Source organism: Aeromonas rivipollensis (assembly GCF_037811135.1).
In the GTDB taxonomy this organism is placed as follows: Bacteria; Pseudomonadota; Gammaproteobacteria; order Enterobacterales; family Aeromonadaceae; genus Aeromonas; species Aeromonas rivipollensis.
In genome coordinates this window covers 1030557-1054510 of sequence record NZ_CP149130.1, presented here as the reverse complement: position 1 = coordinate 1054510, position 23954 = coordinate 1030557, and the positions used below count along the sequence as shown (strand labels likewise).

Sequence of the window (23954 nt, the reverse complement as noted above, 5' to 3'; positions counted from 1 at the left end):
CGTTCACTCCAGGTATACGACTTGGGCCGCCAACCGGGCCCCAGACTCACGCTGACGGGGCGCCAATCCCCGTCCTGCCCCCGGACAACAACAAGGCGAGCCCATGGCTCGCCTTGTTGTTGTCCCTGTCGGCTGGCTCATAACTTGCCAGCCAGGGTGACAGAGGATGGAATCCTGCTTCCGGCGCTAGAACTGACCGGCCATCAACTGGTTCAGGTGACAGAGGATGGAGTCCTGCTTCTGGCGCTAGAACTGACCGGCCATCAGCTGGTTCAGGTGATAGAGGTTGCGGGTATCGAGCTCCAGCTCGGTGGCATAGGTGTTGCCACGGGGATAGGTCGCCACCACACGGGCACCGCGCACCATGCCGGCCACAGACACATCCAGGGAGTTGGAGGTCTGGGTCAAGTCCTTGTAGCTGCTCTGGCCGCGCACCTGCTGGCCGTTGAGCTGCTCCGCCAGCTCCCGGTAGGCATCCATCTTGGACGCCCGGATCGCCTGCAGCATCTTCTCCGACTGGGAGGGGCCGGGCTGGATGTCGATCACCGCGTAGCCCACCGCCTTGAGCACCGGGAAGTCATCTGGCTTCTCCCCCACGTCGTAATTCACCACCCGGTTCCCGCTGCACGCCGTCAGCAACATTGCCATCAGGCAACCCAACAAGATTTTCATCGCTCTCTACTCCTCAAGGGGTCAGGTTGACCAGATGGCCGGACGTGCTCTGGCCGCCCCGCATCAGGTAACCCCGGTTGACCGATGCCCGGCCAAAGGAGTTGCTGGCGCCGGACAGATATTGTTGCGGGATCAGGCTCTGGGCCGTGGTCTCCACCATCTTGGTACGCAGATCGATGATCCGGGCATTGACCAGGATCCCCTGCTGATTGCGGCTGAAGGTGCCGGTCAGGATCCGGGAGATGGGCAGACGGGCGGAGAGATCCCGGTAGTTACGGCTCATCACGAAGTCGCCACTGGGGGTCACTTGAATGCTGCCCGTGGTCTTGAAGTCCACCACTACTTCCCCACGCCGGTTCAGCTCGTAGATGAAGCTCTCCTCGATCTGCAAACCCATCCAGTTGGTGTCCTTCAGGGTGTCGAGATCGACGAAGGAGGCGACGGCGATGGGCTCGCTCAGGGTGGTGAGAGACTTGCGCTCCATCAGCTGATCCGTCATGCGGGCCACCAGCCAGTTGAGCTCCATCCCCTTGGCCGCCTGCCGGGGATCCCCTTGCTCCCGGTTGATGGGGTCGGCCGAGCCGCAGCCGGCCAGCGCCAGCGCAACTGCCAGCGCCGTGATAATTCTGTTCATGGATACCTGTTCCTGTATCTACACCTGACTTGTTATCGGTCGCAGCGGCCAACACTTGAGACGGGAATGCGCCAAGGATCGCCCGATGATCCGCCAGAGGGCCCTGGACGGCGCCAATAAAGAGGCTGGGATCGGGAAATGCGGCGAGCCGCGCACTCTTTCACCGGAACAAGGCATGGATCTTGCTTTTATTTGCGCACCCGGTGCAAACCAGGCCAGTGTCCATGAAGCCGCTCACCCGCCCCCTGGGGCGCAAGAGGGGTTCATCTATTCAAGGTGTACGTTATGAAAGTTGTGCTGCTGTCAACCCTGCTGCTGGCCAGTCTGTCGGCCCGCGCCGAGCTCATAGAGGCGCAGGGCAGTGCCGCCATTCTGGGAGGCGACGAGGTCTATGCCCGCGAGCAGGCGACCCGGGATGCGCTGCGCCAGGCCCTGCTGGCCAGCGGCGCGTCCGTCTCCAGCATCCAGCGCCTGGAAAACGGCAGCCTGCGCTCGGAGCAGATCCAGATCCGCTCCGGCGGCGACATCCGCCAGTACCGCCTCAAGCGCGAGGAGGTGCGCAACGGCCGCATGTACATCACCCTGGTGGCCGACATCCAGGCCGAGCGCCAGATCTGCCAGACCCAGCACTACGCCAAGGATTTGACGCTGGTACGCCTGCGCATGCGCTACCCGGATCAGGCGAGCACCGGCGCCCTCGACGACATGCCGGCGGATCTCTCCCGCCGCCTGTTCGAGACCCTGGCGGCGGCGCCCCAGGGGGTGGTCGCCCGCCAGTGGCTGGACGAGAACCTGCGCATCGACCCGCTCCACCTGCAGCAGGGGGATCGCAGCGCCCTCGAGGAGATCAAGGCCCTGAGCCTGCGCACCGACAGCCAGTATCTGGTGCTCGGCAGCATCGACGATCTCTCCCTCGAGCCCCAGGGCAACCAGCTGACCAGCTGGTATGAAGACCCGATCCGCAACTTCCGCATGCAGCTCTACCTGTTCGACGGCATCAACGGCAGCCTGCTCGGGCGCAAGGAGTATCAGGGTCGGGCCAACTGGACCTTCTCCAGACGGGAGCAGGTAGGCAGCAACAGCGGCCAGTTCTGGCAGTCCAGCTACGGCCAGGAGGTGAGCTACCAACTGAAGGAAGCGGCCCAGGACATCATCGCCGAGCTCGCCTGCGCCCCCGTCACCGCCCGCATCGTCGCCCAGCACGAACGGGGCCCCCACATCAGTCTGGGGCGTCGCAACGGGGTCAAGCTCGGGGATCAGTTCCGAGTCCAGCACAGCGCCGACTTCATCGACCCCTATGGCAAGTCCAGGGTGATGCGCAACCCCGCCGACGGCCTGTTCGAGGTGGTGCAGGTGTTCGAGGATGGCGCCATCATCAGCAGTCAGAACAAATATTCGCCATTTAATGTCCAAATCGGTGATCTGGCCGTATTGGAATAGGAATCAAGGGTTTAAAAGCACAATGCTTCTTGTATAATGCCCGCCACAAGGTTCCCGTAGCTCAGCAGGATAGAGCGGTCCCCTCCTAAGGGACAGGCCACTGGTTCGACTCCAGTCGGGAACGCCATACAAAACAAGGGGTTAGCATCGTCATGATGCTAACCCCTTGGTCGTTTTGGGCTCGGGGTACCACACGGGGTACCACAGCCAACAAGGTATAGGCACCCAGCACAAATAAGAAATAAGACTCATTACAATCATTTTCAGATATATGTTACCTCCATGAACCTATCCAAGGGACTGCTCTGTGCAGTCCCTTTTTCATTGGAGATATCCCTATGGCACACCTGATCGACACCATGGCCTACACCGGCCTGACTCCGTGGCATGGCCTCGGCAATATCTTGCCCTCACAACAATCTCTTGATATCTGGCTACAAGCTGCCGGGATGAATTGGACCATTGAGCAGAGCGACGTGATGTTTAATGTCGCCTCCGATGCCCTGCATATCCGCCCCTATGCCGACAGTAAGGTGCTCTACCGCTCAGATAATCTGGAGCCCCTCTCTGTAGTCTCCCGGCGCTACAACGTGGTGCAACCCCACGAGGTGCTGCACTTCTACCAAGACTTGGTGGAAGTTGGTGGATTTGAATTAGAGACGGCGGGCTCGCTCAAGGGCGGTCGCAAGCTGTGGGCACTGGCCAAGACCGGCCAGGATATGAAGCTTAAGGGTAGGGACGTAGTGAAATCCTATCTGCTGCTCGCCACCAGTTGTGATGGCACCCTCTGTACTACTGCCCAGTTCACTTCGCTACGGGTGGTCTGCAACAACACACTCCAAATGGCGCTACGGGATAGCACTGGCGCTATCAAGGTCCCCCATTCCACTCAGTTCGATGCTGCTGCAGTGAAAGAGGCGCTGGGGCTAGGGCTTTCTCACTGGGATGAGTTCAAGTCACAGACCAAGGCCTTGGCGCAGCGTCCTGTCGCGCCAGAAGAAGCATTGCGCTTCTTTAGCGATCTGCTGGCCCAACCGCTGGATGCCGATAACCAAATCATCCTCACCCGTCCGGTCCAACAGCTCCACGAACTCTATCAAGGCGCGGGCATGGGCTCGGATCTCGCCAGTTCCCAAAATACCGCCTGGGGTCTGGTCAATGCGGTGACGGAATATGTGGATCACCATCGCCGCGCCCGTAGTCAGGATTATCGCCTCGATTCGGCCTGGTTCGGCCAAGGATCCCAACTCAAGTCCAGAGCCCTCAATCAAGCGCTCACCCTGCTGCAATAGCTCACCTCCCTCTTTATATCCCGACACACCCCAACCCGGCCATTCGGCCGGGCGGGGGGACTTATGCCGTCAACAAGGAGCCTCTATGAAAGCAAAAACCTATGGCCAAGCCCGGCGACTGGCCTCTACCACTGAACTGACCCGCGAGCAATGGCTGGATATCCGCCAGCTGGGGATCGGCTCTTCCGATGCCGCCGTGGCGGTCGGCCTCTCCCCTTACAAATGCCCATTGACGTTGTGGCTTGAGAAAACGGCGCGCAAGGCACCGGACGATATCTCTCAGAAAGAGGCGGTGTTGTGGGGTGCCGAGCTGGAGCCGGTATTGGCAAAGGTCTACGCCAAGCGCACCGGCTACAAGGTGCGCCGGGTCAATGCGGTACTCCAGCATCCCGAGCATACCTTTATGCTCGCCAACCTCGATCGGGAGGTGGTCGGCCACCCCGATGGTCCCGGCATTCTGGAGATCAAGACCGCCAGCTATCACAGTGCCCCCCAGTGGGAGGAAGGCGTACCGGTCGCCTATCAGTGTCAGGTACTGCATCAACTCGCCGTCACCGGCCATGCCTGGGCCGAGGTGGCGGTGCTCATCGGCGGTCAGGATTTTCGGATCTACCGCATCGAGCGCGACGAGGAGAAGATCGGCGATCTTATCCGGCGGGAAGCGCAGTTCTGGCAGCTGGTGCGGCAAGACTGGCAACCCGAGCCCGACGGTTCCAGCGATGCCGCCGCCGCACTGGGCTGGCTGTTCCCCCGCGACGACGGCCAAACAGTCGATCTCTCCGACTCCCCCGAGTTCAACCAGTTGTTCGGGCAACTGCTGCAACTGCGGGAACAAAAGGAAGTGGTCGAGCAACAGGAGTCCCTGATCAAGCAGCGACTGCAAGCCACCCTGGGTGAAGCCACCGCCGGGCTGTTCGCGAACGGCAAGATCACCTGGAAACGCAGCAAAGATAGGTTGGCACCGGATCTGGAGCGGCTTGGGCAGGATCACCCCGATCTGCTCAGCCATTACGTCAAACCGGTGCCCGGCATTCGCCGCTTCACCATTCAATCCCAGAGGCAAACATCATGATCAAAGGACTGGCTATTACCCCACCCGTGATCGGGCGGATCTGCATCGGCAAGCTGGTGCAGAAAAACGATAAATGGGTGCCGGAGAAGGACGACAGCTTCACCCTCACCACTCAGGTTCAACAGAAAGGAGGATGGCTGCTCCATCCCTTACACCAACAGTTTGCTCAGGGACATGAGCACGCCAAGATCCGTGCAATCCCGGTACGGGTGCTGTTCAACGACAGCGACCTGAACCTGCGAGCGGAATACAGCGCTTTCGACCGCCAAACTGGCAGGCCGCTCTGCGTCGGCAACGGGGAAGTAGCGAGACGCGTCGGCGCACAGGGGGTGGAAGAGGTCGGCTGCCCCGGCCCGGAACGCTGCGCCTATGGTGGGCAGCAGGGCTGCAAGCTGTATGGGCGACTGAACCTGTTTGTGGAGGGACAGGGGGATGAGCTGGGCAGCTTTATCTTTCGCACCACTGGCTACAACTCGGTACGCACCTTGGCGGCGCGGCTCAAGTACCTGGAGGCGGTGAGTGGCGGCCTGACCCGCTATCTACCGCTCACCCTGCGGCTGCGGGCCAAGAGCACCACCCAGTCCTACCGCACCCCGGTCTACTACGTGGACCTGACCCTGCGCGATGAGCTGACCCTGACCGACGCTGTCGAGCAGGCAAGGCAGGCAGCGATGCTGGATGAAGAGGCGGGAGTGACGATTAGCGAAATGGAAGCTGTCGCGCGGGCGCTGCTGCGTAACGGCCAATTTGAGGAGGTAGATGAAGAGGTGCCGCTGTTGCTGGAGGAGTTCTATCCCGAGCCAGAAACGGGCGAAGCATCATCAGCCTCACCGCCGGTGGCAACAGCAGCAGTAACGACGCCAGCACGCTCCCGCCCTCGCCCCTCCCCCTTGACCAACAAGCTAGGCAACGGTGCTGACCCTTCGTCATCCCATGCCTGAGCCCGGCATTACCGAACGTTAAATCCTTTCAAATCAATTCGTAGCGATGCGTTAGGTTGCGACCTCACGACGGGACGTCTGTCACAAAACGGCCCGCCGCGTATTCCCATCACTGGTTTGGGGTCAATAGATCAAGCCCTATTGACCCTCACGAAATAGGCACCTTTTTCAGCTATTTCCCACCCTTTTCAGGTCAATAAGGTCTCTTTGAGGCTTTTGACCTGGGGTGTCAGTGTACCTTGCCCTATTGACCGGGAGGAGACCATGGCACTGGTAGGTTATGCACGCGTGAGCACGGTAGGCCAGAGCCTGGATACCCAGCTTCAAGCGCTGGCCGAGTGCAGCAAGATTTTCCAAGAGAAGGTGAGCGGCGCCAGCGATGACCGGCCCCAACTCGCCCTGCTGTTGGATTGTGTGAATGAGGGGGATGTGGTGATGGTGACCAAGCTGGATCGCCTGGCACGCAACACTCGCCACCTGTTGGAAATTTCGGAGTACCTGCAACAGCGACAAGTGGCCCTGCGCATCTTGAACCTAGGCGTCGACACCTCAACCCCGACCGGCAAGTTGATGCTGACCATGATCGGCGCCATCGCCACCTTCGAGCGGGAGCTGATGCTGGAACGCCAAGCCGAGGGAATTGAGCTCGCCAAGCAACGCGGGGTCTATAAGGGCCGCAAACCCACAGCCATGGCGAAAGGGGAAGAGGTGCTGGCCTTGGTCGAGCGAGGGCTACCCAGAGCCGAAGTTGCAAGACGGACGGGGATCAGCGTTTCCAGTGTGCAACGCATCCTCAGGACAACAGAAAAATAACGCCGGGAAGCCTACTGGCTCATTGCTTTGTATTCAACACCAAGGAAGAAAAATAATGAAAGCGATACTAAAAATAATTATTTTATCAAGTGGACTTTGGTTAACTGCAACCAGTGCAGACGATTCTAACATAACCGGAAGGTATGATACCTGGGCAGCTATGAAAGCGGATGGTTGGCAGTCCTCGGACGGCTTCAATGATAACAGGATGCATAATGCACTTCTATGGAATGGGGATGTAATAAACCAATATCCATGGACAAAATATGCACTACTACGTCACGATCCTGACATGCCGATGTTTCTTGCTGACAAGAAAAAAAAGACCTTGTCATTAATGAAATTAAAAACACGAAGTGGCGCTCGATCAGATTTGCGAATTATTTATCAAGGAGAAGATAAGGGGAAGGGATGTTATATATCAATAGTGGATTCTGGATATTGGCTTGAATTCGAGCGTCAACAGTATCTTGGCATTAAGTCATACGGCAAGTCAGATGATAAAGAATCTGGACCGATAAAACCTGAGATATTAATGACACTGCCTGAAAACTGTATAAACAAGCAACAACTCAATACGATAAAGGCCAAGCAAAAAGAGAAGGATAGAGCCCTGCAGCAGTGGGTTGGAGAACAGACATTGAAAGAACTTTGTCGGCAAACTGGAAATTGTTAAGTGCTAGCTTTGACCACATACCCATGAACCAAAATGGAGGAGTATCTCCAAAGAGGAAACGATGAGATCAATTAACATAGGACCAAGCAACACACTCGTCACGCTGTTAGTCAGCGGATTGCTTTGGAGTACAGTCTGTATTGCCGATGCACAGCGCCACATCGCTATCCAACATACCGACACCGTCTACGCCAATCAGGGCATCTGTGCCTTCCACTTTTCCTTGGACAGTGGTGGCGCCGATGAATTTGGCCGCTTGTATGTCACGCTGCAGTTTAACGACCAAAATGGCAAGGCCCTGGCCGAATCGACACTGGAAGTAGAGCCGTTCGGCGGGAGTACTGCCACGCAATATAGTGAGGGATTTACCGAGGTAGATTGCGGGCAGGTAGAGCAGGCCAAGTCCATCGTCATTATCCAAGCGACGGAGGTACTTGAAAACAATCAAGTCACCAGACTACCAATATCAACCTTTACCCCCGAGTTTCATCAACCCCTGAAAATCACCGTGGGCAGCAATTAGCCTGCTCATCAAAAAATAACACTAAAGGGCGTCACCATGTGGTGACGCCCTTTTTCATTTTCAGTTCATAAGGAACCGCTATGACCATGCCCCCTCTCACCCTCGGCGACCACCTCGCCGTCCAGCGCCTCGGCTACAGCCACCACGGTCTCTATGTCGGCGACAGGCAGGTGATCCACTACCAGGGACCGTTTGCCAACGATGGTCAAACGGGCCAAATTGTGCTGTGCTCGCTCGATGATTTTCACGGCGAGCAGCCGCTACAGGTGCTCTCTCACCCAAGCCGTCCGTTCAGCCCGGAAGAATGCGTGGCACGGGCGTTCTCCCGCTTGGGCGAGCAGGACTATCACCTGCTCTTCAACAACTGCGAACACTTCGTCCTGTGGTGCATCGAGGACCGGTACAGCTCACCCCAGGTGAACCAGGCCACCACCGCCCTCGCGGCCACCGGCAGCCAGTTGCTTAAATCCAGCCAAGGCAGTCAGGCCGTCACCAGCGCCTTGATGGGGGCCTCCGCCAGCTTGGCCAGCGTTCCGGCGACCAGCGGCACCATCTTGTCTGTCACCGCCATCAGCGCCCCGGCATGGGCACCGCTGGCCGTGGGCGTTGCGGTCGCCTATGGCACACACCGGTTATTCCAATGGCTCACCGATGACTAACCCCTTCATTCGTCGCTCAACCACTTCATCACCACGCAAGGAACAATCCCATGGCCATCATCTTCAACCGGGACGGCATCAGCCTGCCCGTGAGTCAGGCGCTGCTGATCCTGCTCAGCCAGGAAGCAGAGCGCACCGAGCTCTACCTAAACCGCTGCACCCAGCTCACCTTCAACTTCCGCAACCCCGGTTACAGCGCTGAGCAAGGCGGCATTCATCCGGTCGAGATCCGCTTGGTACGTGGTCTCGACGACAGGCTGTTCGATTACGTCACCGACTTCAGTTATCAGGGGCTCGGGCAGGATGCCGAGCTCTGCAGGGAGCTCGATTTCAACCTTCTCGACGGCGAGCACTTTATGCAGGGCTGGGGGCCGCTACAGCTGGCAGAGGCGCGAGAGCTATTCGCGCTGTGGCAGCGAAACTTCATCACCTACTGCGGGCTGGAGTGCTTCAGCGTCACCGTCAGCGAGAACTAGGAAGTATCGGTAATCCGCTGACCCACTCACCGCAATCCCCCCTTTATCGCAAAAAAGCACACCCCACCGGCCCATCGGCCAGTGGGGCGAGCGCTTTGGAGGATCAATCATGTTGCATCAGAAACTCACCGCCGGGGAGCAACCCGGCACCTATCGGGTGAACGACTTAGTCACCGACGACGACTTGCTCACCATCGCCCAGGCGTTGGCCCGCCAGAAGCTCGCCAAAGGCGTAGCCCTCACCGACAAACACCTGGCCCACCAAGCGCTACAAGGGCTGCTGCAAACGCGGGATCGCGAAGTGTTCGCCGCACTGTTCCTCGATAACCAGCACCGGATCTTGGCCTACGAGGAGTTGTTTCTCGGCACCCTCTCCGCCGCGACTGTCTACCCCCGCGACGTGGTAAAGCGGGCGCTGCACCACAATGCCGCCGCGCTGATGCTGGTCCACAACCACCCCTCGGGTTACCCGGAGCCCAGCCGGGCAGATATCGAGATCACCCAGCGACTGCAAAGCGCCCTAGCGCTGGTCGATATCCGTACGCTGGATCATCTGGTGGTGGGGGCGGAAGGCGTGGTGTCGCTGGCAGAGCGCGGGCATTTGTAACGGTTGCGCCGGTCAGGCCGTCCTTTTCAGGAGTAATGAGCATGGTCTGCGATGACCTGTGCAAGGACCCACCCTCATTTGGAGTAAAGAACATGAGCACAATAGGCAGTTGGGGATTACATACCCAGGTTCAGCCCCGTTTTGGCGCACGGGCCATTGTCGAACGAAGCGGAGTCTCCCTACTCTGGGATCGCAGTGGCGTCTATGGCGAGGCTGACGAGCAGTGGCTCACCGACATCGACACCGTTTTACCGGGGTTTATTGAGCGCCTTGGCAGCCTCTTTCGGCAAGGGGAATTGCTGAGCGACCAGGACAAATTGGTGACATTGAGGCAAGGGGAATGGGTCTGCCTGGCCAATCCAAGGGCCAGCTATGGTTACCTCTATCTGGATGTCTACCGGCAAGCAGACGACAGTGCTCGAGCCACAGAGGCGTAAAGCCGACACAGAGGGTGCCCTTGCCCTGAAACTGACTAGCTGAAATTCAACCATTTAGCGGTAGCAACTACATGAGAAGAGCCAGACCGATTGAACTCGGTCTGGCTCTTCTTTTTTTCACCTGCGCGATGCGCGGCTCAGTAAATGGGGGGATCTAGCCCAATTACTTCACCACCGCCATCAACTTGCCGAAACTATCGACCACGTCGTACTTCACATTTTCCGGAGCGAAGCGGCGGTTCATCTCGTCGAAGAACTTGCGGGCGCATTTGATCTTGGTTTTCTCGATCTCCCGTAGATCCATTGACGATATAGATCCCTTGGTTTCGGCCACGAAGTAGATGTGCTTGACCGACCCTTCCTTGAACGAGATAGCCCAGTCGGGGTTATAGTCGCCGACTGGCGTCGGGATCAAGAAGCCACGGGGCAGCTTGGCGTAGACCACCACTTCATTACTCGCATCCAGTTCTTTGACGAACTCCCGTTCGATGTTGGAATCCGTCACCACATAGTCGTAGATATGCCGCTTGAGCTTCTCTCCGGCCTTGCTGAAATCCTGCTTGCTCTGGCCGGTCGTGAAGATATCCAGCTCGAACTTGTCTTCCGTCGGGTCATAGGCCAAGTGCTCGATGATCACCGTGGCTTTCTGCTCGTTGATGAGGCGAATGGCCTCAGCGATGAAGCTCTCCGGGTTGGTCCTGAACTGAGCAAATACATCAGCATCGAGTCCCTTGAGCATCTGTGCGACAGTGCGACGGGTGAGCTGCGTCCCCTCTGCCAGCTTGCCGATCAGGTCGTATTTCACCACAGAATGGATAGAGGTGTGGTTAGCCAGGGTTTCTGTACTCTTCAACTTAAAGGCATTGCCTTCCTGAAGACCATCGTAGGTAACCGAACCAATCTGCTCACCCTGTTGGATGGTGTATTGCAACGGCGTGACCTTCAATCCGTCTGAGCCCTTGCTGTTAAGCACCGCAATCGTCTTCTGCACCAGCTCGTCCGAATTAAACTCGACGCTGTAGGCAGCCTTGCGGTTGATGCGATCCCAGAGAGCCTTGAATTCCTTCTTCTCGAAGTTGGCGTTGAGCGGGTTCTGTTTAGGGCGGCGATCATCCCCAATATCAGGCAACTGACTCTCGCTAAAGACACTGTCCACCAGCTTGAATACCTGTTCACCGAGCGGGGCCAGCTCCTCTGGCAAATCGGCCAAGGCGTGATTTTTTTTGGCTTGGTGGTACTTCTCGGTCACGTTGCGCTTCTTGTCCACATAGCCGTTTTGGATCAAATAGAACTCGATATCGCTCGCCTGGTCTTCCGTCACGGCAATGGAGCCCGTTGGTGTAGTGACCATTTTTCCAGTGAAGAATGCCTTATCCGCAACCCGTGGTCGTGCCGACAGTGATTCACTGATATCTCGTTGCAGCGCTGCCACGAAGTCTTTGTAACTCTCGCTGGCCACCACCGTCAGCACGTTGATGTCGTGAACGATGGCAGGATGATCCATCCGATCCCCATTCTGATTGACCGACAGGCGCAAACCACGGCCCACTTCCTGGCGGCGCGAAACGGTATTGTCGCTGTGCTTGAGAGCGCAGATCACAAATACATTGGGGTTGTCCCAGCCCTCACGCAGGGCCGAGTGCGAGAAGATAAACCGCACCGGCTCAGCCAGTGACAACAGCCGTTCCTTGTCTTTGAGGATCAGATCGTAGGCGTCCACATCATCGGACTGACCCGCATTCTCGCCGCGAGCCGCCACCTTGGAATCAACGTCACGTTTGGTCTTCTTGTCGATAGAGAAATAGCCGTTATGGGTCTTCTCAGCCGGAATGCCTTTCAGATACTGGGTGTAGGCAGTTTCATAGCGCAGCAGGTCCTTCAGATAGAGCGCGTACTCCTCTTCAAAGATCCGGGCATACTCGCCTTTCTCATCGCTAGCACTGTAATCGCGATACTTGGCCACCTCGTCGATGAAAAAGAGCGTCAAGACTTTCACACCTTGGCTAAACAGCACCACCTCCTTATCGAAGTGGGCCTTGATGGCCTCGCGGATCTGGATCCGGCGCAGTGCAGCCTCATCCACATCCCCCATGGCATCACCCACCACCAGCTCAACACCATTGGTGAAGTGCAGGGTATCACTGTTAGCATTGATATCAGACACCACGAACCCATCGCGGTACTGCTCAAGCTCATTGGAAAGATCGAACAGGTTGTCTCCCTTGCCGAGCTTGCGGGTGACCCGCTTAATATTGCCACCAGCCAGCTTTTGCTCGAACTCCACCACCGCCACCGGCGGCTTTTTGTTTGAGATTTCAATGGCCTGCAAATAGAGGTAAGCATGGGTGCCCGCCAGCCCCTTAACCGAGATCCCTCGCACCGCTATCTTCTTCACCAGCTTCTGGTTGTAGGCATCGAGCGCATCGAGCCGATGGATCTTGTTGTGCGTGGTCTTGTGGGTAGCGGAGTAACGCAGCACCATCAAGGGGTTGAAATTCACCAATGAATCCAGCGTCTTGCCGCCTTCCATCTTCTGCGGCTCATCCAGGATCAAGATGGGGCGGTTGGCGCTGATCACATCGATCGGTCGGCGCGATTGGAAATCATCCAGCACCTCGTAAATGCGGCGATTATCCTTGCCGGTCGCATTGAACGCCTGCACGTTGATCACCATCACGTTGATACCGGCATCCGATGAAAAGCTCTCCAAGTGGTGCGGCTCTTTAGAGTTGTAGATAAAGAAACGCGCCTTCTTGTGATAGGTCTCCAGGAAGTGATCGGCGGTGATCTCCAGCGACTTGGCGACCCCTTCGCGAATGGCAATGCTGGGCACCACGATGATGAACTTGCTCCAGCCATACTGCTTGTTGAGCTCAAACATCGTCTTGATGTAGCAGTAGGTCTTGCCCGTGCCTGTTTCCATCTCGATGTCGAGATTCAGCTTGGCCACCTTGGTCTTGACCAAGGCATCTGACAGCGGCAAGTTCTGTGCCCGCTGCACCTGATGGATATTGTCCAACAGAGCGGTATCGCTAAGCGTGAGATCGGCGTTTTTGAAGCCACCGCCCACCGCAAAGAGATCTTCTGTTCCTTTCTTGGCTTTACCAGGATCGATACGGTAACTCATGGCGGCAGCGGAGGCCGGGAGTTGTCCCTTAAAGATATCGACGACCGCCTGCACCGCATGAGCCTGATAGGGCTGGTGTTTGAATTTGAGTTTCATGCTTATCCTACCAATGCTTCGAATTCACCGAGCCAGGCGTCAAATAGCGGGCACTGTGCCCGCATCTGGGGAATACCGATCCGCTCGGCAATGGCGATCCCTTTGGTCGTTTTGGCAAACTTTCCGTTGGGGGACCAGCCATCCAACCGCTTAGAGGGGGCGGTGGTCGGGCCGTTATTGATTGCCTCGGGCTCGCCACATTCGGTCAACACGTGCCGGACCTGCTCTTCGGCAATACCCAACTCGTCGGCCAGAATGGCACTGTCACTAAACAGTAGCGCCTCAAACTCGTGCATCGCCATATAGGGAATAAAACGCCGCTGTGCTTGCTGTTCGGCAAACTGGCTCATCACTTCGGCCTTGGCCGCTTGATTCAAATGCGCGGCGATAATGGCGGGCGCCTGCCGCTTGGGCACGTTCTCAAGACCGGGCCACTCCTTAATACCGTAGTAATCGACCAGCGTGGTGACGTAGGTATCGGGCCGCTGCTTGAGAAAGCCCTCGATATCATTGATGGCGCGACTAAAACGCACATCGCCCCCTTTCTGGCCCGGTTTGCTTACCTGGGTCGCCTGAATATAAATCTGCTTCTCGGCCAGATAAGGCGCTAGCAGCTTCTCAACGAAAATCTGCTCGCTACGCCCCTCCACCACCGCATAGACCTCGATGTAATCACTCATAGCGCGGGCCCCCGGCGATCACATTCTTGGTCCAAAGCTCACCCACCGAGTAGTTTTCTAGCCAATGGGCATAGTCCTGCTCGCTCAGGCGCTCGAAGGTCGAAGCGCCCCCTTTACGATTGGCGACCACGATATCGTCGATGGCAAATTGATCGAGTAACGCTGGCGATTGAGTCGCCACGATCACTTGGGTACGCTGGGCAGCCTGTTGGATCAACTCCGCCAGAATGACGATGGCTGCCGGATGAAGCCCAAGCTCAGGCTCGTCGATGATGATGGTGGAGGGTGGATTGGGTTGCAGCAGGGCTGTCGCCAGACAGATAAAGCGAATCGAACCATCGGAGAGATGATAAGGCTGCATGGGATAGTCAGACCCCTTTTGCAGCCAGCTCAGATTGACCTCTTCCCGTGCGCCGCTGGTGCGCGGCTCAAGGATAAAGTCATCGAAGAAGGGGGTAACGAGGCGCACCGCATCGACGATCGCCCGATAGTCATCTCCATGTTGATCGCGCAATTTAAGCAAAAAGGTGCCGATATTGGCGGCGTCCATCCGCAACACCTTGTTATCCTGCACGATTTCGTAATTGCGCATCCCCGCGCTCTGGCTGGTGTCGTGGAAGTGATAGACCTGCCAGGAGGAGATAGCCTCATACACGGGGCGCGAGAAACGGGCATCAGGTCTATTTTCTAGCACTTCGGCAACCATCTTCGACTTGCCGTCGTTGCTGTCTCCCAAAACCCACCAGCCGGAAGAACTCCCTGCGTAGTAACGAGCCTCGGATTCAAGCGCACAGCCATCACCGGGGGTTGGCACCAGCGTAAAACGGTAACCGCGAGCACCAAAGTGGGTCTCGAAAAACATCGACGAGGTGACTTTTCGACCATTGAACAGCAGATTGCCCGCCCCACCGCTATCGCGGACAAAGCGATTAAGGTTGCCATCCATCAGGGCGCGCAACATACGAAAGAAGGCGATCAGGTTGCTCTTGCCGGCACCGTTGGCCCCGACAATCACATTCAGGCGCTTGAGCTCAAGCTGCTCCAACGCCTTAATCGATTTGAATCCCCGAATGGTCAGCCGCTCCAATGCGGTGCCCACGGTTGGACTATTTGGCATGTCGCCCTCCTTAAATACACTTCACATCGGTCGAGGGCGACAGCAGCTTGAATATCTGCTCGACGTTGATCTTGACCGCACTGCTGTTAAAGCCCGCATCACGGAACACCACCCGCAGCGGTTGACGCTGAGCCAGCGCTTTCACAAACGCCTCATCGACACCGCCGTGGGCGTCAAAGCAAGCCGCCAGCGCCATCTGGCTGTCGTTGCCATCGACAAAGAATACTTCTTTGCCCTGAATGCTTTCCTTAGCAATCGGCATCGCCAGATCGACGCCCCAATCCAGCATCACCTGGAACAGCAGATCTTCTGGCGTGCGATCCGGCTTGATGTTCTCCACAAACAGATCGAGGTTGGCTTTATCCAATGCATCGGGCGTGTAGTAGACATCGGCCATATTGGACGTATCGATCTTTAGAACGCGGAACCCCAAATCACGCTTGTCACTACCCGCTTGTGCACGAAGTTCATCGGCCACGTTGCGAATACGTTTTAGCCCCATCTCGAAAATGGACGACATGTTTTTTTCAGGCGTCGGCAAGGGCTCAGCAATTTGCACCCCGATGAAGCGGCGATTGCCGCCATCCTCGGCGTTCTGCTTAAGCACCGCGTGTGCGGTAGACGCACTGCCGCTGAAAAAGTCGAGCACGATGTCGCCATCATTCGGCTGTCCGGTCAGTTGCAGCACCCGCTGTAGTAATTCAACGGGTTTCACCGAGTTCAGCACGTTCTCGGTGTGCTCGAATTCAACATATTTAAGCAGCTCCTTCTTGGCATCCTGTGTGTGACCGACTTCTTTATAAGGCCAGAGGGTTTGCGGAACACGGCCTTGCTGGACATCCGACAGGAAGCGTTTCAAGCGGGGGGTGTTGTTCCCGTCAGCCCCCCACCAAATGCGTTTTTCCTCGTTCAGTCTATTGAAGGTCTCACGACTTATAGCCCAATAGCGCCCCTTAGGGGGGCCATCAATTTCTCTCCCAGATGGACAGGTCACGGGATAGAGCCCCGCGTCATATCGATTTCGCGCGGCTAAGTCACTGGATGTCCAAGGTCCCCGAGGATCGTTGTCCGGGTTTTTATAGCGCGCAATCATTTCATCGGTTTGTGGCAATAGGCGTGGGGTCCATGAGTCTCCTCGTTTGGCATATACGAGAACATAGTCATGATCCTCCGAAAACCAACGTGCACTGTTCTTGGGCGAGAAGACCTTCTGCCAAATCACTTGCGCAATGAAGTTATCTTCACCAAAGATTTCACTGCATACCTTGCGCAGGTTATCGACTTCGTTATCGTCGATGGAAAGGAAGATAACGCCGTCATCTTTGAGTAGGTTACGTGCCAGCCGAAGCCGGGCATAGATCATGCTCAGCCAGTCAGAGTGAAACCGGCCGTTGGCTTCCGTGTTCGCGACCAGTCGTGCGCCCTGTTCATTGACCTGGTTGGATTGCACCAAGTAGCTGCCCACATCGTCGCTGTAATCATCGTCGTAGATAAAATCGCGGCCTGTGTTATAGGGCGGGTCGATATAGATCAGCTTGATCTTACCAAGATAGGTTTCCTGAAGCAGCTTTAGCGCATCGAGATTATCACCCTCAATAAACAGGTTCTGGGTGGTATCAAAATCGACGCTCTCCTCGCGGCAGGGGCGCAAGGTCTTGGCAATGGGGGCATTGGCGGTCAGCAGCGCCTCGCGCTTGCCCGGCCAGTTCAGGTGATAACGCTCCTGCGGCCCTTCGACGACCAACTCAGCCAGCTCCTGGCGAAGCTGGTCAAAATCTACCGCCAGCTTGACAGCGCCATCCCCGCCCTTAGCCTCGGTCACGCAGCCCGGAAACAGCTCGCGCAAACGGGCAATGTTATCTTGAGTCAGGTTGGGGGAGTGCATTTTCATTTTTTCCATGTTTCTCTCTCGTCGCCGTGCCTTCTTCCGAAACATGCTCGGCGTTTCGATTGTTCAAGTTGGTCTGTTCAGTCGCCTTGTTGCCAGTCCTGGCAAAAGTGCGTGCGCAGACTCTCAATGGCGGATGGCAAGGTGCCCTGGCAGGTCACGCCCAAGTAGGTGGCCGCGCGGGTGGTGCCGACGTACAGGTATTTGTCGAACAGCGCCGGGTGTAGTGTGGCGAGCTGGTCAATGCCGACAAAAAACACCGCCTCAAATTCCAGGCCTTTGATGTGCTGGATGTCGAACACGCGCACGTTGCTTTCCTGCCCCACAGCCTGGCCCTCTCGACAGGCGATGACCTGGATGTTGTGCTCCGCCAGGGCGACGTTCAGTGCGTCGGCCACCGGGGCAACGTCGTCCTCGGTGTTCACAAAAATGGCAGTGGATGGCAACTGACCGACAAAGCGCTCAATCTCGCGAATGCGATCCGCCAGCCAACTGACAATGGATTCTGCGTTGGTAGCGTGTTCCAGCAAGGCTGGCGCAACGCCCACACTGTCCATATGCGCAGGCAAGCTGGCGTCTTGCTCGGTTCCTCCGACGGCGCGGATCATGGCGCGGGCCAGATCGTTCAGCTGCTTGCTCTGCCGGTAGGAGACAGTGATCTCCTTGATGTCGAAATCGGCGAAGACCCACTTCAAGTCGTCAGCAGAGCGTGCGCCCCAGGTGGTCAGGCGCTGATTGAAGTCGCCACAGGCAAAGAATGAGCGCAGACGCGGATGCGCCAGCGCCGCCATGCTCGCAAGCTGGATGGGCGAGAAGTCGGTCGCTTCATCCACCAAGATCTGGTTGCGGTAATGCCCAAGGATGGTCTGGAGTGATGACCACGCGGGACTATCGATGCCGCGCTGGACGTTGGGCCGACTGATCAGGTCGCCTGCGGCGCGCAAGATCGCGAGCAAGACGATGTCCAACTCCAGCGGGTGGATGTCGCGTGCCTCAAAGCCTTCGTGGCGATACCAGGTGTTTGCCGGTTGGCGTTCGCGCCTGAATGCCCGGTAGCGCTTGGGGATGCCGTCGAGGTAGCGCTTGACCGGGTTGACGAAACGGCGGGCACTGGCCTGCACCAGAAGGCTTGCACCCACCTCGGCGCGATCCGCTTCTGTCAGACCACGATCCCCCAACCACTCGATGATCTTGCCGTTGCGAGATGCCTTGCTGACTGTGCGCTTGGATGCGGCCGCGCGAGCTTGGGCACGCACGGCTTGCATATAGGCATTGAGCGCGGCGGCACGGCCTGTGCGTGGTGCGGTGGCGTCTTCCTCCTCATCAGCATCGGGGTCGTCCTGGTCGTCCGTATCCGTTGCTTGCGCCTGTTGCAGGCTGTCTATCACGCGGGCCAACTCATCCAGAAAGGCTCGGTTGCGGTTGAGCTGCAGGTTGAGCGCGGCCTTGATCTTGCCGTCGGAGCCTTCCTTCAGGCTGCTGACGAGTGCCTGTACTTTGGCAATCTCCACCGCCAGCGAGCTAAACATCGCCGCCAGTACGCCATCGGCCGCCCGCGACAAAATGTCTTGCAGGCGAGCACCGAGATTCAGAACTTCGGGAGATTTGGCTTCGTGGAGCTGGGTTGCAGCATCATGCAGCTCCTGCACATAGGCCTTGCGCTGCCATGCGTCGAAATCGTCAAACCATTGAATGGGACGCTCCAGTGCTGTCTCGCTCAGGCTGGCCAATCCGTCTTTCAGGACAAAGGTACCGCCGCCAGAAGCCGTTCTGAGGACGCCGAATGCGTTTCGAGCCAACTCGCGTCGATAGTCTTGCCACGTTCTGATGCGCAGATCCGAGGCGGGAACACCTTCACGCGCAAATGCCTCCTTTAGGTATTGCTTGAGCAATTCCGTGGGCGTGAACATGAGCCAGCTGTTTGCGTGCGCAATGCCTTGGACTGAGGCGACTGTTTCAACCAGGCGTTGTTCGCCTTCTTCCAGGAAGGCCGTGTCGAGTTTTTGGCCGAGGCGTCGGATCAGGGTGGTCGTCTTGCCTGTACCGGGGGGGCCCAGGATCAACAGGCGCTTGTCGAGAGGGAGGCGGAAAATCTCATCCTGGTATTGATCGAGGATGGGCTGATCCCGAAGTCCCATCTTGGTGATGACGCTGCGGCGAACGCCATCGATGATGTTGGCCTTGACGTTCTCTTCGGCCAGCAATTGACCAAGAATGTCTTCGGTAACGTCTTCCCCCACAACCTGGGTCAGCAGAGCGCGCAGCGACTCTATAGTGAACGGCCCAAAATTTTCGGCTTCAATAACTGTGTCGCGAGAGTCCCACCCATCAGCAAGCAAATTTGGCCGCAGCTGGGTCCGCTCAAGAACCTCAACGACGCTCCCATTGGGTAGTGTGAACTCTGCGCCAATTGCCAACGAGGCCAAGCGTCCAACTGGCGCGCGGTAGCTGGCCAAATAGGGAAAGCCCGATACCGGCGCTGTGCGGCAGATGTAGTAGGTTTTCTCTTCTCCCTCTTCATCGACCACCACAACACGGGCGATGGCAGGTTCTGCCGCCAGCACCTGATAGCTTTCGCGGTTCGCCTGACTGATCTGATCCATCTTTTGAATGGCAGAGCTGGACGTCATTGTGTTGATACTTGCAAACACATCCGAGCCTAGTGCCCGCCCATCGCGTAGCTTGCTCTTGGCAGTTTCAGCAATGCTTTCGAGTTGCGTTAACGCTTCGCCAGCGATCTGCTCGATATGCTTCCGCGGTTCCTCATTCAAACTCTGCGTCATGCATTATCCCTCCCGGTCAATTCTTCAAGTTCGTTTTTAAGCTGCCGCAAGTGCGCGTTAATCTCTACCCGGCGGTTAAATTGCTTTTCTCGGGCCATACGCGCTTGGACCTTCTCGATAGTGCGGCGTTTGGCGGCGACCTGTTCCACTCGGGCAATCAGCTCGGCCAGTGTATCTTGTGGTCTGGCTTTTAGTGGGAGCAAGCGCTGTAGCAAGGCCTCGTATAGTACCGCCATATCGATGCCCAGTGGCAAAGAAGAACGAGCTGTCGTCGCTGGCAACCAATTGGTTGCGAAGTAATCCGATAGCACCCAGCTGCTAGTGTCCACCTTCCCACCCGTTCCCCGACTCGATATGGCCGGGCGCTTGTACGTGGCCACTACTTGGGTCTGCGCTCGCTCTCCTTCCCCCTGGTGCAGCTCGAAGAAGATGGGGAAAGGCACCGCACCATCGATACAGCGCAATACATCCTGGTGCAATTCAGCGGTTTTCAGTTGAATACTGAAGACTTGGATTTCAGGGACTGCTGCGCGGGACGGCAGATTGATGGTTTCCGGCGCCAGCTTATATTGCCAGACGATTTGCTCCACCTGTTCGACAAACAACTCTTTGAGCCGGGCGTTCGCGCCGCTGTGTTCGTAGATCTTACTTTTTGGCAACACACGGCCAAAAGCAGCCTGCTTAGGGTACGCAATCAGCGCGGGATGCTGACAGGTGGCGTTTTGGCTCATTGCTCCTCCTGGATAACGAGGAAGCTAATCAGCTCGAAATCATCTAGGCCGGTGATGGTATTGGTCAGTGCCGTGGTCTTGCCACCCCCAAAGAGGCTGTCGAGGTCCTTCTCTTCCTTTACCTCGATCATCGAGCGAATGGATGCGCCCAGAAGATCGGAATAAGCCTGCATCTTGCGCCCATCGGCAGTGTTTTGATTGAAACGATCGCATACCGCCGTCATGGGTTGAGCCTGCCCCTTACAGCAGGTTCTCACCAGGTCGAGCAGGCGCTTGATCTCGGTATGATCGTGGACGACCTCTCCTTCGCTATCGATGTACACGAGGTAGTAGGGATGCAACCGATTGTGCTGGTTAATGCCGATATCGGTGTTGCGATTGCGCAGCGTGAAAATCACCCCAGGTCGGAGCCCCATGTCGGGATTGGCGGGCACGACGGCGTGCATCCCACTCGGTACATTACCCAAGTCACCGTGGACTTTGACGTAATTGAGCAAGTCCATCCGAAAATCGTTGAGACCCAGATCGGTGATGGATACACCGGTCTTCAACTCTTCCAGTTCGATCACTTCTTCTTGCAACCGACGCAATTGTTCTTTGCGGTATGAAACATCGTTGGCCTGTGCTGAGAGGACGTTATCGTCCCCCGTTGCCGTCACATCGGCAATCATCATGCGGCTTTCGACGCGCTCTTTGAGGTTGATGTATTCATCGAGCGAGATATCGGGCCAGTAGTTAACTAGCTGGATGCAGCTATTAGGCGAGCCGATGCGATCGACCCGGCCAAAACGCTGAATGATGCGCACCGGGTTCCAGTGAATGTCGTAGTTGATCAGGTAGTCGCAATCTTGCAGGTTTTGCCCTTCGGAGATGCAGTCGGTGCCTATCAGCAGATCCACCTCGGCGGGTTCATCTGGCATCACTACCGCTTTCTCCTTGGACCGTGGCGAAAATAGGGTTAGCAGCTCTTGGAAGTCATAGCTACGCCTTTGCCCACGATGTTTAACGGTCGATTGAGGCGCTCCTGTGCCAGTCACTTTGGCGGTGTGAATCGAGAAACGGGCAAGCATCTCGGGCGCAAGGTTGGCGTAGAGATAGTCGGCAGTGTCAGCAAAGGCGGTGAAGATCAGAATTTTCTTATTGCCGGGGTTAATGGGGTTGGCAATCTTCTCCAGCAAGTGGGCCTTCATGTGTTGTAACTTGGCATCGTCTTTGGGCGTGATTTTGCCCATTTCTTCCAATAACACACCGATGATCTGCACGTCCCGCTTGAGTTCATGTTCCCAGGAGAGCAGGTCCATATCCGCCAGACTGATCTTGACCTTGCCGCCAATCTCCCCGGCTTCATCGCTCAGCGTCGGCAGTTCGTCTTCTTCAGCATCCAGTCTATCCAGGATATCGGTAAGGTCACCCACCGTTGCAACCCCGCCAGCTTGGTTGAATGCTGCAATTCGGGCGAGCATTGCATCGTGGTTGGTCCGCAGTGATTGGAGAGTCAACCGGAAAGACTCTACTGAGCTCTCCAGCCGCTTTAGCAGATTCACTGTCATCAACGCCTGTAGACCTTGTTCTCGCCCAACCAGACTTAGGTTGCCATGCTTACCGCCAGATTGATCGTTATAGCGATCAATGTATTTCTGGACTCTGCTTGGCAACAGGTAAGCCGCTGGCGTGTAGACGGCCAACTTAAGCTGGGAAAGTTGCTCGAAAATCTCGTTAAAGCCCAACACATTTGGGCGATCAGTCAACTGGCAACGGAACGACAAAGGCTTGAGTCGTTCAGGGAATTGACCGATGTCTTTGGTGTCGTAGAAGGTTTGGATATGTTTGCGTGAGCGAGCAATGGTGACACTATCGAGCAACTCGAAAAAATCGAAATCCAGCGAGTCCAAAATTGCCCGTGCGGTGCGCTCTTCAGGTGGTAGTGTTGACCACGCATTGAAGGCTTTTTGGGCATTACGGAAGATCTCTTCCACCGATTTGCTCGTGCGCAGTTTCTTACTCAGGTTTTCAGAGTCACCCTCGTAGGCCAATGCTAACTGGTTGCGGAGATCGGCAAAGTGGTTGTTGACTGGTGTGGCCGACAGCATCAGCACCTTGCTCTTCACCCCCTCTTGAATCACCTTGCGCATTAACGTCTGATAACGGGTCTCTTTTTCTTTGTAGGCGTTGTTGTTACGGAAGTTGTGAGACTCATCGATGACAACCAGATCGTAGTTGCCCCAGTTGATCCGATTCAACTGCGTACCGAAAGACTCACCACTGGTACGGGAAAAATCCGTGTGGCAAAGGACGTCGTAGTTAAAGCGATCACGGGCGAAGAGGTTGGTCTTGAGATTGCGGTTGTAGTTGAGCCAGTTGTCGGCCAGCTTCTTCGGGCAGAGTACCAGCACTGAGCGATTACGCAGTTCGTAATACTTGATGACGGCCAGTGCCGTGAAGGTCTTGCCCAAACCAACGCTGTCGGCAAGGATGCAGCCACTGTAGGTCTCAAGCTTGTTGATGATCCCGGTGGCGGCATCTTTCTGGTAATTGAAAAGCTTGTTCCAGACCAGAGTGTCCTGATAGCCGGTGCGATCATTGGGCAGGACGTCTTCATCGATGTCGTCAAGGAACTCGTTGAAGATGTTGTAGAGCATCAGGAAGTAGATGCTCTCGGGCGAGTTCTCCTGATACACCGAGGCTATGTGTTCACAAATTTGAGCAGTCACGTCCTCCAGCTTCTCAGAATCATGCCAAATCTGGTTGAACAGACTGAGATAAGTGGCGGCAAAGGGGGCCTCATCCATCTTGTTCACCAGATTGGAAATGGCATTGCCCGGTTGGTAACCCAGATCGACGGCGGTAAAACCATGCAACGGCATATAGGCCATGTCTGCGTCGTTGGCTTGCACGCAGGCAAACTGCTGCATAGGTGCTTTGGTGCGATTGCTCTTGAACACCGCCTTGCGTCGTATCCAGTCGGCACACTCCTTGGCTACCGCTCGTTGGGTGAGTTTGTTGCGCAACTGGATTTCAAACTCACTACCGTAGAGACTGCGCTCACGGTCGAGCTTGGGGATGTGGAATTCCTTACGCTCCTTGCGGATCTTGTCGGTAACTTCGTTGGCAACAAAGGTGGGAGAGGTGAAGATGAACTCTAGCTCGTCGATTGTCTCAAGTTCAGCTTTCAGCGCCTCAAAGGCGTACATCGAAAAGCAAGAAGCCGCGATCTTCAGTCGAGCCCCAGGTTTGAGCGTTTGCTTAAGGTCGTCACCGAGCAGGCGGTTAATGTTGTCAATAAGCTCCAT

Annotated in this window: 20 protein-coding genes and 1 tRNA gene; 12 read left to right on the top strand and 9 right to left on the bottom strand. The window is 56.5% G+C overall.

Annotation, left to right across the window (positions count from 1 at the left end; genetic code table 11):
• Nucleotides 1-246: 246 nt before the first annotated feature.
• Nucleotides 247-672: an LPP20 family lipoprotein gene (locus WIR04_RS04905; RefSeq protein WP_010673311.1), complete on the bottom strand. Its 426-nt coding sequence runs from the start codon at nt 670-672 to the stop codon at nt 247-249.
• A gap of 13 nt (nt 673-685) precedes the next feature.
• Nucleotides 686-1306 carry a FlgO family outer membrane protein gene (locus tag WIR04_RS04900; protein WP_338890919.1) on the bottom strand — a complete coding sequence of 207 codons (621 nt, stop codon included), beginning with the start codon at nt 1304-1306 and terminating at the stop codon, nt 686-688.
• 285 nt (nt 1307-1591) lie between these two features.
• Here WIR04_RS04900 and WIR04_RS04895 point away from each other — a divergent pair, with 285 nt between their 5' ends.
• From WIR04_RS04895 to WIR04_RS04840, 12 genes are all read left to right on the top strand, one after another.
• Nucleotides 1592-2746: a flagellar assembly protein FlgT gene (locus WIR04_RS04895; protein ID WP_338890917.1), complete on the top strand. Its 1155-nt coding sequence runs from the start codon at nt 1592-1594 to the stop codon at nt 2744-2746.
• Between the two features lie 50 nt (nt 2747-2796).
• Nucleotides 2797-2873: transfer RNA gene (locus tag WIR04_RS04890), tRNA-Arg, on the top strand.
• Between the two features lie 211 nt (nt 2874-3084).
• Nucleotides 3085-4038, top strand: a complete 954-nt coding sequence (locus WIR04_RS04885; RefSeq protein ID WP_338890915.1) for a DUF932 domain-containing protein — start codon at nt 3085-3087, stop codon at nt 4036-4038.
• Nucleotides 4039-4123: 85 nt separating this feature from the next.
• Nucleotides 4124-5110, top strand: coding sequence for a lambda-exonuclease family protein (locus WIR04_RS04880; RefSeq protein ID WP_338890914.1), 987 nt, complete (start codon nt 4124-4126; stop codon nt 5108-5110).
• A complete protein-coding gene (locus tag WIR04_RS04875; protein ID WP_338890912.1) occupies nt 5107-6051 on the top strand; it encodes a hypothetical protein in 945 nt (314 codons plus the stop codon). The genes WIR04_RS04880 and WIR04_RS04875 overlap by 4 nt, the downstream gene beginning before the upstream one ends.
• A 264-nt stretch (nt 6052-6315) precedes the next feature.
• Complete coding sequence (locus WIR04_RS04870) at nt 6316-6864, top strand: recombinase family protein (protein WP_163148286.1); 549 nt, start codon at nt 6316-6318, stop codon at nt 6862-6864.
• Nucleotides 6865-6919: 55 nt separating this feature from the next.
• Nucleotides 6920-7540 carry a hypothetical protein gene (locus tag WIR04_RS04865; protein ID WP_338890910.1) on the top strand — a complete coding sequence of 207 codons (621 nt, stop codon included), beginning with the start codon at nt 6920-6922 and terminating at the stop codon, nt 7538-7540.
• A 61-nt stretch (nt 7541-7601) separates the two neighbouring features.
• Entirely contained in the window at nt 7602-8063 is a 462-nt protein-coding gene (locus WIR04_RS04860) for an IrmA family protein (RefSeq protein WP_338890908.1), read from the top strand.
• Between the two features lie 80 nt (nt 8064-8143).
• On the top strand, nt 8144-8722 hold the full coding sequence (locus tag WIR04_RS04855; RefSeq protein ID WP_338890906.1) for a lecithin retinol acyltransferase family protein: 579 nt from the start codon (nt 8144-8146) through the stop codon (nt 8720-8722).
• 50 nt (nt 8723-8772) lie between these two features.
• Complete coding sequence (locus WIR04_RS04850) at nt 8773-9198, top strand: DUF2787 family protein (RefSeq protein ID WP_338890904.1); 426 nt, start codon at nt 8773-8775, stop codon at nt 9196-9198.
• Nucleotides 9199-9307: 109 nt separating this feature from the next.
• The gene (gene radC / locus WIR04_RS04845) at nt 9308-9805 is read left to right on the top strand and encodes a RadC family protein (protein WP_338890902.1); all 498 of its coding nucleotides are present in this window, start codon (nt 9308-9310) and stop codon (nt 9803-9805) included.
• A gap of 92 nt (nt 9806-9897) precedes the next feature.
• The gene (locus WIR04_RS04840) at nt 9898-10242 is read left to right on the top strand and encodes a type IV toxin-antitoxin system YeeU family antitoxin (RefSeq protein WP_201035550.1); all 345 of its coding nucleotides are present in this window, start codon (nt 9898-9900) and stop codon (nt 10240-10242) included.
• A 163-nt stretch (nt 10243-10405) separates the two neighbouring features.
• Here the strand turns inward: WIR04_RS04840 and WIR04_RS04835 are convergent, their stop codons facing one another.
• The 7 genes from WIR04_RS04835 to WIR04_RS04805 form a co-directional block, all read right to left on the bottom strand.
• Nucleotides 10406-13465 (bottom strand): type III restriction-modification system endonuclease, encoded by a 3060-nt coding sequence (locus WIR04_RS04835; protein WP_338890897.1) that lies wholly within the window; start codon nt 13463-13465, stop codon nt 10406-10408.
• Nucleotides 13466-13467: 2 nt separating this feature from the next.
• Nucleotides 13468-14145: a DUF4276 family protein gene (locus WIR04_RS04830; protein ID WP_338890895.1), complete on the bottom strand. Its 678-nt coding sequence runs from the start codon at nt 14143-14145 to the stop codon at nt 13468-13470.
• Entirely contained in the window at nt 14138-15262 is a 1125-nt protein-coding gene (locus tag WIR04_RS04825) for an AAA family ATPase (RefSeq protein ID WP_338890892.1), read from the bottom strand. The genes WIR04_RS04830 and WIR04_RS04825 overlap by 8 nt, the downstream gene beginning before the upstream one ends.
• A gap of 10 nt (nt 15263-15272) precedes the next feature.
• Nucleotides 15273-17162, bottom strand: coding sequence for a site-specific DNA-methyltransferase (locus WIR04_RS04820; protein WP_338890890.1), 1890 nt, complete (start codon nt 17160-17162; stop codon nt 15273-15275).
• 68 nt (nt 17163-17230) lie between these two features.
• The gene (locus WIR04_RS04815) at nt 17231-19933 is read right to left on the bottom strand and encodes an ATP-binding domain-containing protein (RefSeq protein WP_338890888.1); all 2703 of its coding nucleotides are present in this window, start codon (nt 19931-19933) and stop codon (nt 17231-17233) included.
• On the bottom strand, nt 19930-20664 hold the full coding sequence (locus WIR04_RS04810) for a DUF4391 domain-containing protein (RefSeq protein ID WP_338890886.1): 735 nt from the start codon (nt 20662-20664) through the stop codon (nt 19930-19932). Before WIR04_RS04810 ends, WIR04_RS04815 begins: the two co-directional genes overlap by 4 nt.
• On the bottom strand, nt 20661-23954 hold the full coding sequence (locus WIR04_RS04805; protein ID WP_338890884.1) for an SNF2-related protein: 3294 nt from the start codon (nt 23952-23954) through the stop codon (nt 20661-20663). The genes WIR04_RS04810 and WIR04_RS04805 overlap by 4 nt, the downstream gene beginning before the upstream one ends.

What these genes read in the sequence shown, in the direction of transcription:
- WIR04_RS04905 (WP_010673311.1), bottom strand. Translation starts at nt 672, where the DNA reads ATGAAAATCTTGTTGGGTTGCCTGATGGCAATGTTGCTGACGGCGTGC.
- WIR04_RS04900 (WP_338890919.1), bottom strand. Translation starts at nt 1,306, where the DNA reads ATGAACAGAATTATCACGGCGCTGGCAGTTGCGCTGGCGCTGGCCGGC.
- WIR04_RS04895 (WP_338890917.1), top strand. Translation starts at nt 1,592, where the DNA reads ATGAAAGTTGTGCTGCTGTCAACCCTGCTGCTGGCCAGTCTGTCGGCC.
- WIR04_RS04885 (WP_338890915.1), top strand. Translation starts at nt 3,085, where the DNA reads ATGGCACACCTGATCGACACCATGGCCTACACCGGCCTGACTCCGTGG.
- WIR04_RS04880 (WP_338890914.1), top strand. Translation starts at nt 4,124, where the DNA reads ATGAAAGCAAAAACCTATGGCCAAGCCCGGCGACTGGCCTCTACCACT.
- WIR04_RS04875 (WP_338890912.1), top strand. Translation starts at nt 5,107, where the DNA reads ATGATCAAAGGACTGGCTATTACCCCACCCGTGATCGGGCGGATCTGC.
- WIR04_RS04870 (WP_163148286.1), top strand. Translation starts at nt 6,316, where the DNA reads ATGGCACTGGTAGGTTATGCACGCGTGAGCACGGTAGGCCAGAGCCTG.
- WIR04_RS04865 (WP_338890910.1), top strand. Translation starts at nt 6,920, where the DNA reads ATGAAAGCGATACTAAAAATAATTATTTTATCAAGTGGACTTTGGTTA.
- WIR04_RS04860 (WP_338890908.1), top strand. Translation starts at nt 7,602, where the DNA reads ATGAGATCAATTAACATAGGACCAAGCAACACACTCGTCACGCTGTTA.
- WIR04_RS04855 (WP_338890906.1), top strand. Translation starts at nt 8,144, where the DNA reads ATGACCATGCCCCCTCTCACCCTCGGCGACCACCTCGCCGTCCAGCGC.
- WIR04_RS04850 (WP_338890904.1), top strand. Translation starts at nt 8,773, where the DNA reads ATGGCCATCATCTTCAACCGGGACGGCATCAGCCTGCCCGTGAGTCAG.
- radC (WP_338890902.1), top strand. Translation starts at nt 9,308, where the DNA reads ATGTTGCATCAGAAACTCACCGCCGGGGAGCAACCCGGCACCTATCGG.
- WIR04_RS04840 (WP_201035550.1), top strand. Translation starts at nt 9,898, where the DNA reads ATGAGCACAATAGGCAGTTGGGGATTACATACCCAGGTTCAGCCCCGT.
- WIR04_RS04835 (WP_338890897.1), bottom strand. Translation starts at nt 13,465, where the DNA reads ATGAAACTCAAATTCAAACACCAGCCCTATCAGGCTCATGCGGTGCAG.
- WIR04_RS04830 (WP_338890895.1), bottom strand. Translation starts at nt 14,145, where the DNA reads ATGAGTGATTACATCGAGGTCTATGCGGTGGTGGAGGGGCGTAGCGAG.
- WIR04_RS04825 (WP_338890892.1), bottom strand. Translation starts at nt 15,262, where the DNA reads ATGCCAAATAGTCCAACCGTGGGCACCGCATTGGAGCGGCTGACCATT.
- WIR04_RS04820 (WP_338890890.1), bottom strand. Translation starts at nt 17,162, where the DNA reads ATGGAAAAAATGAAAATGCACTCCCCCAACCTGACTCAAGATAACATT.
- WIR04_RS04815 (WP_338890888.1), bottom strand. Translation starts at nt 19,933, where the DNA reads ATGACGCAGAGTTTGAATGAGGAACCGCGGAAGCATATCGAGCAGATC.
- WIR04_RS04810 (WP_338890886.1), bottom strand. Translation starts at nt 20,664, where the DNA reads ATGAGCCAAAACGCCACCTGTCAGCATCCCGCGCTGATTGCGTACCCT.
- WIR04_RS04805 (WP_338890884.1), bottom strand. Translation starts at nt 23,954, where the DNA reads ATGGAGCTTATTGACAACATTAACCGCCTGCTCGGTGACGACCTTAAG.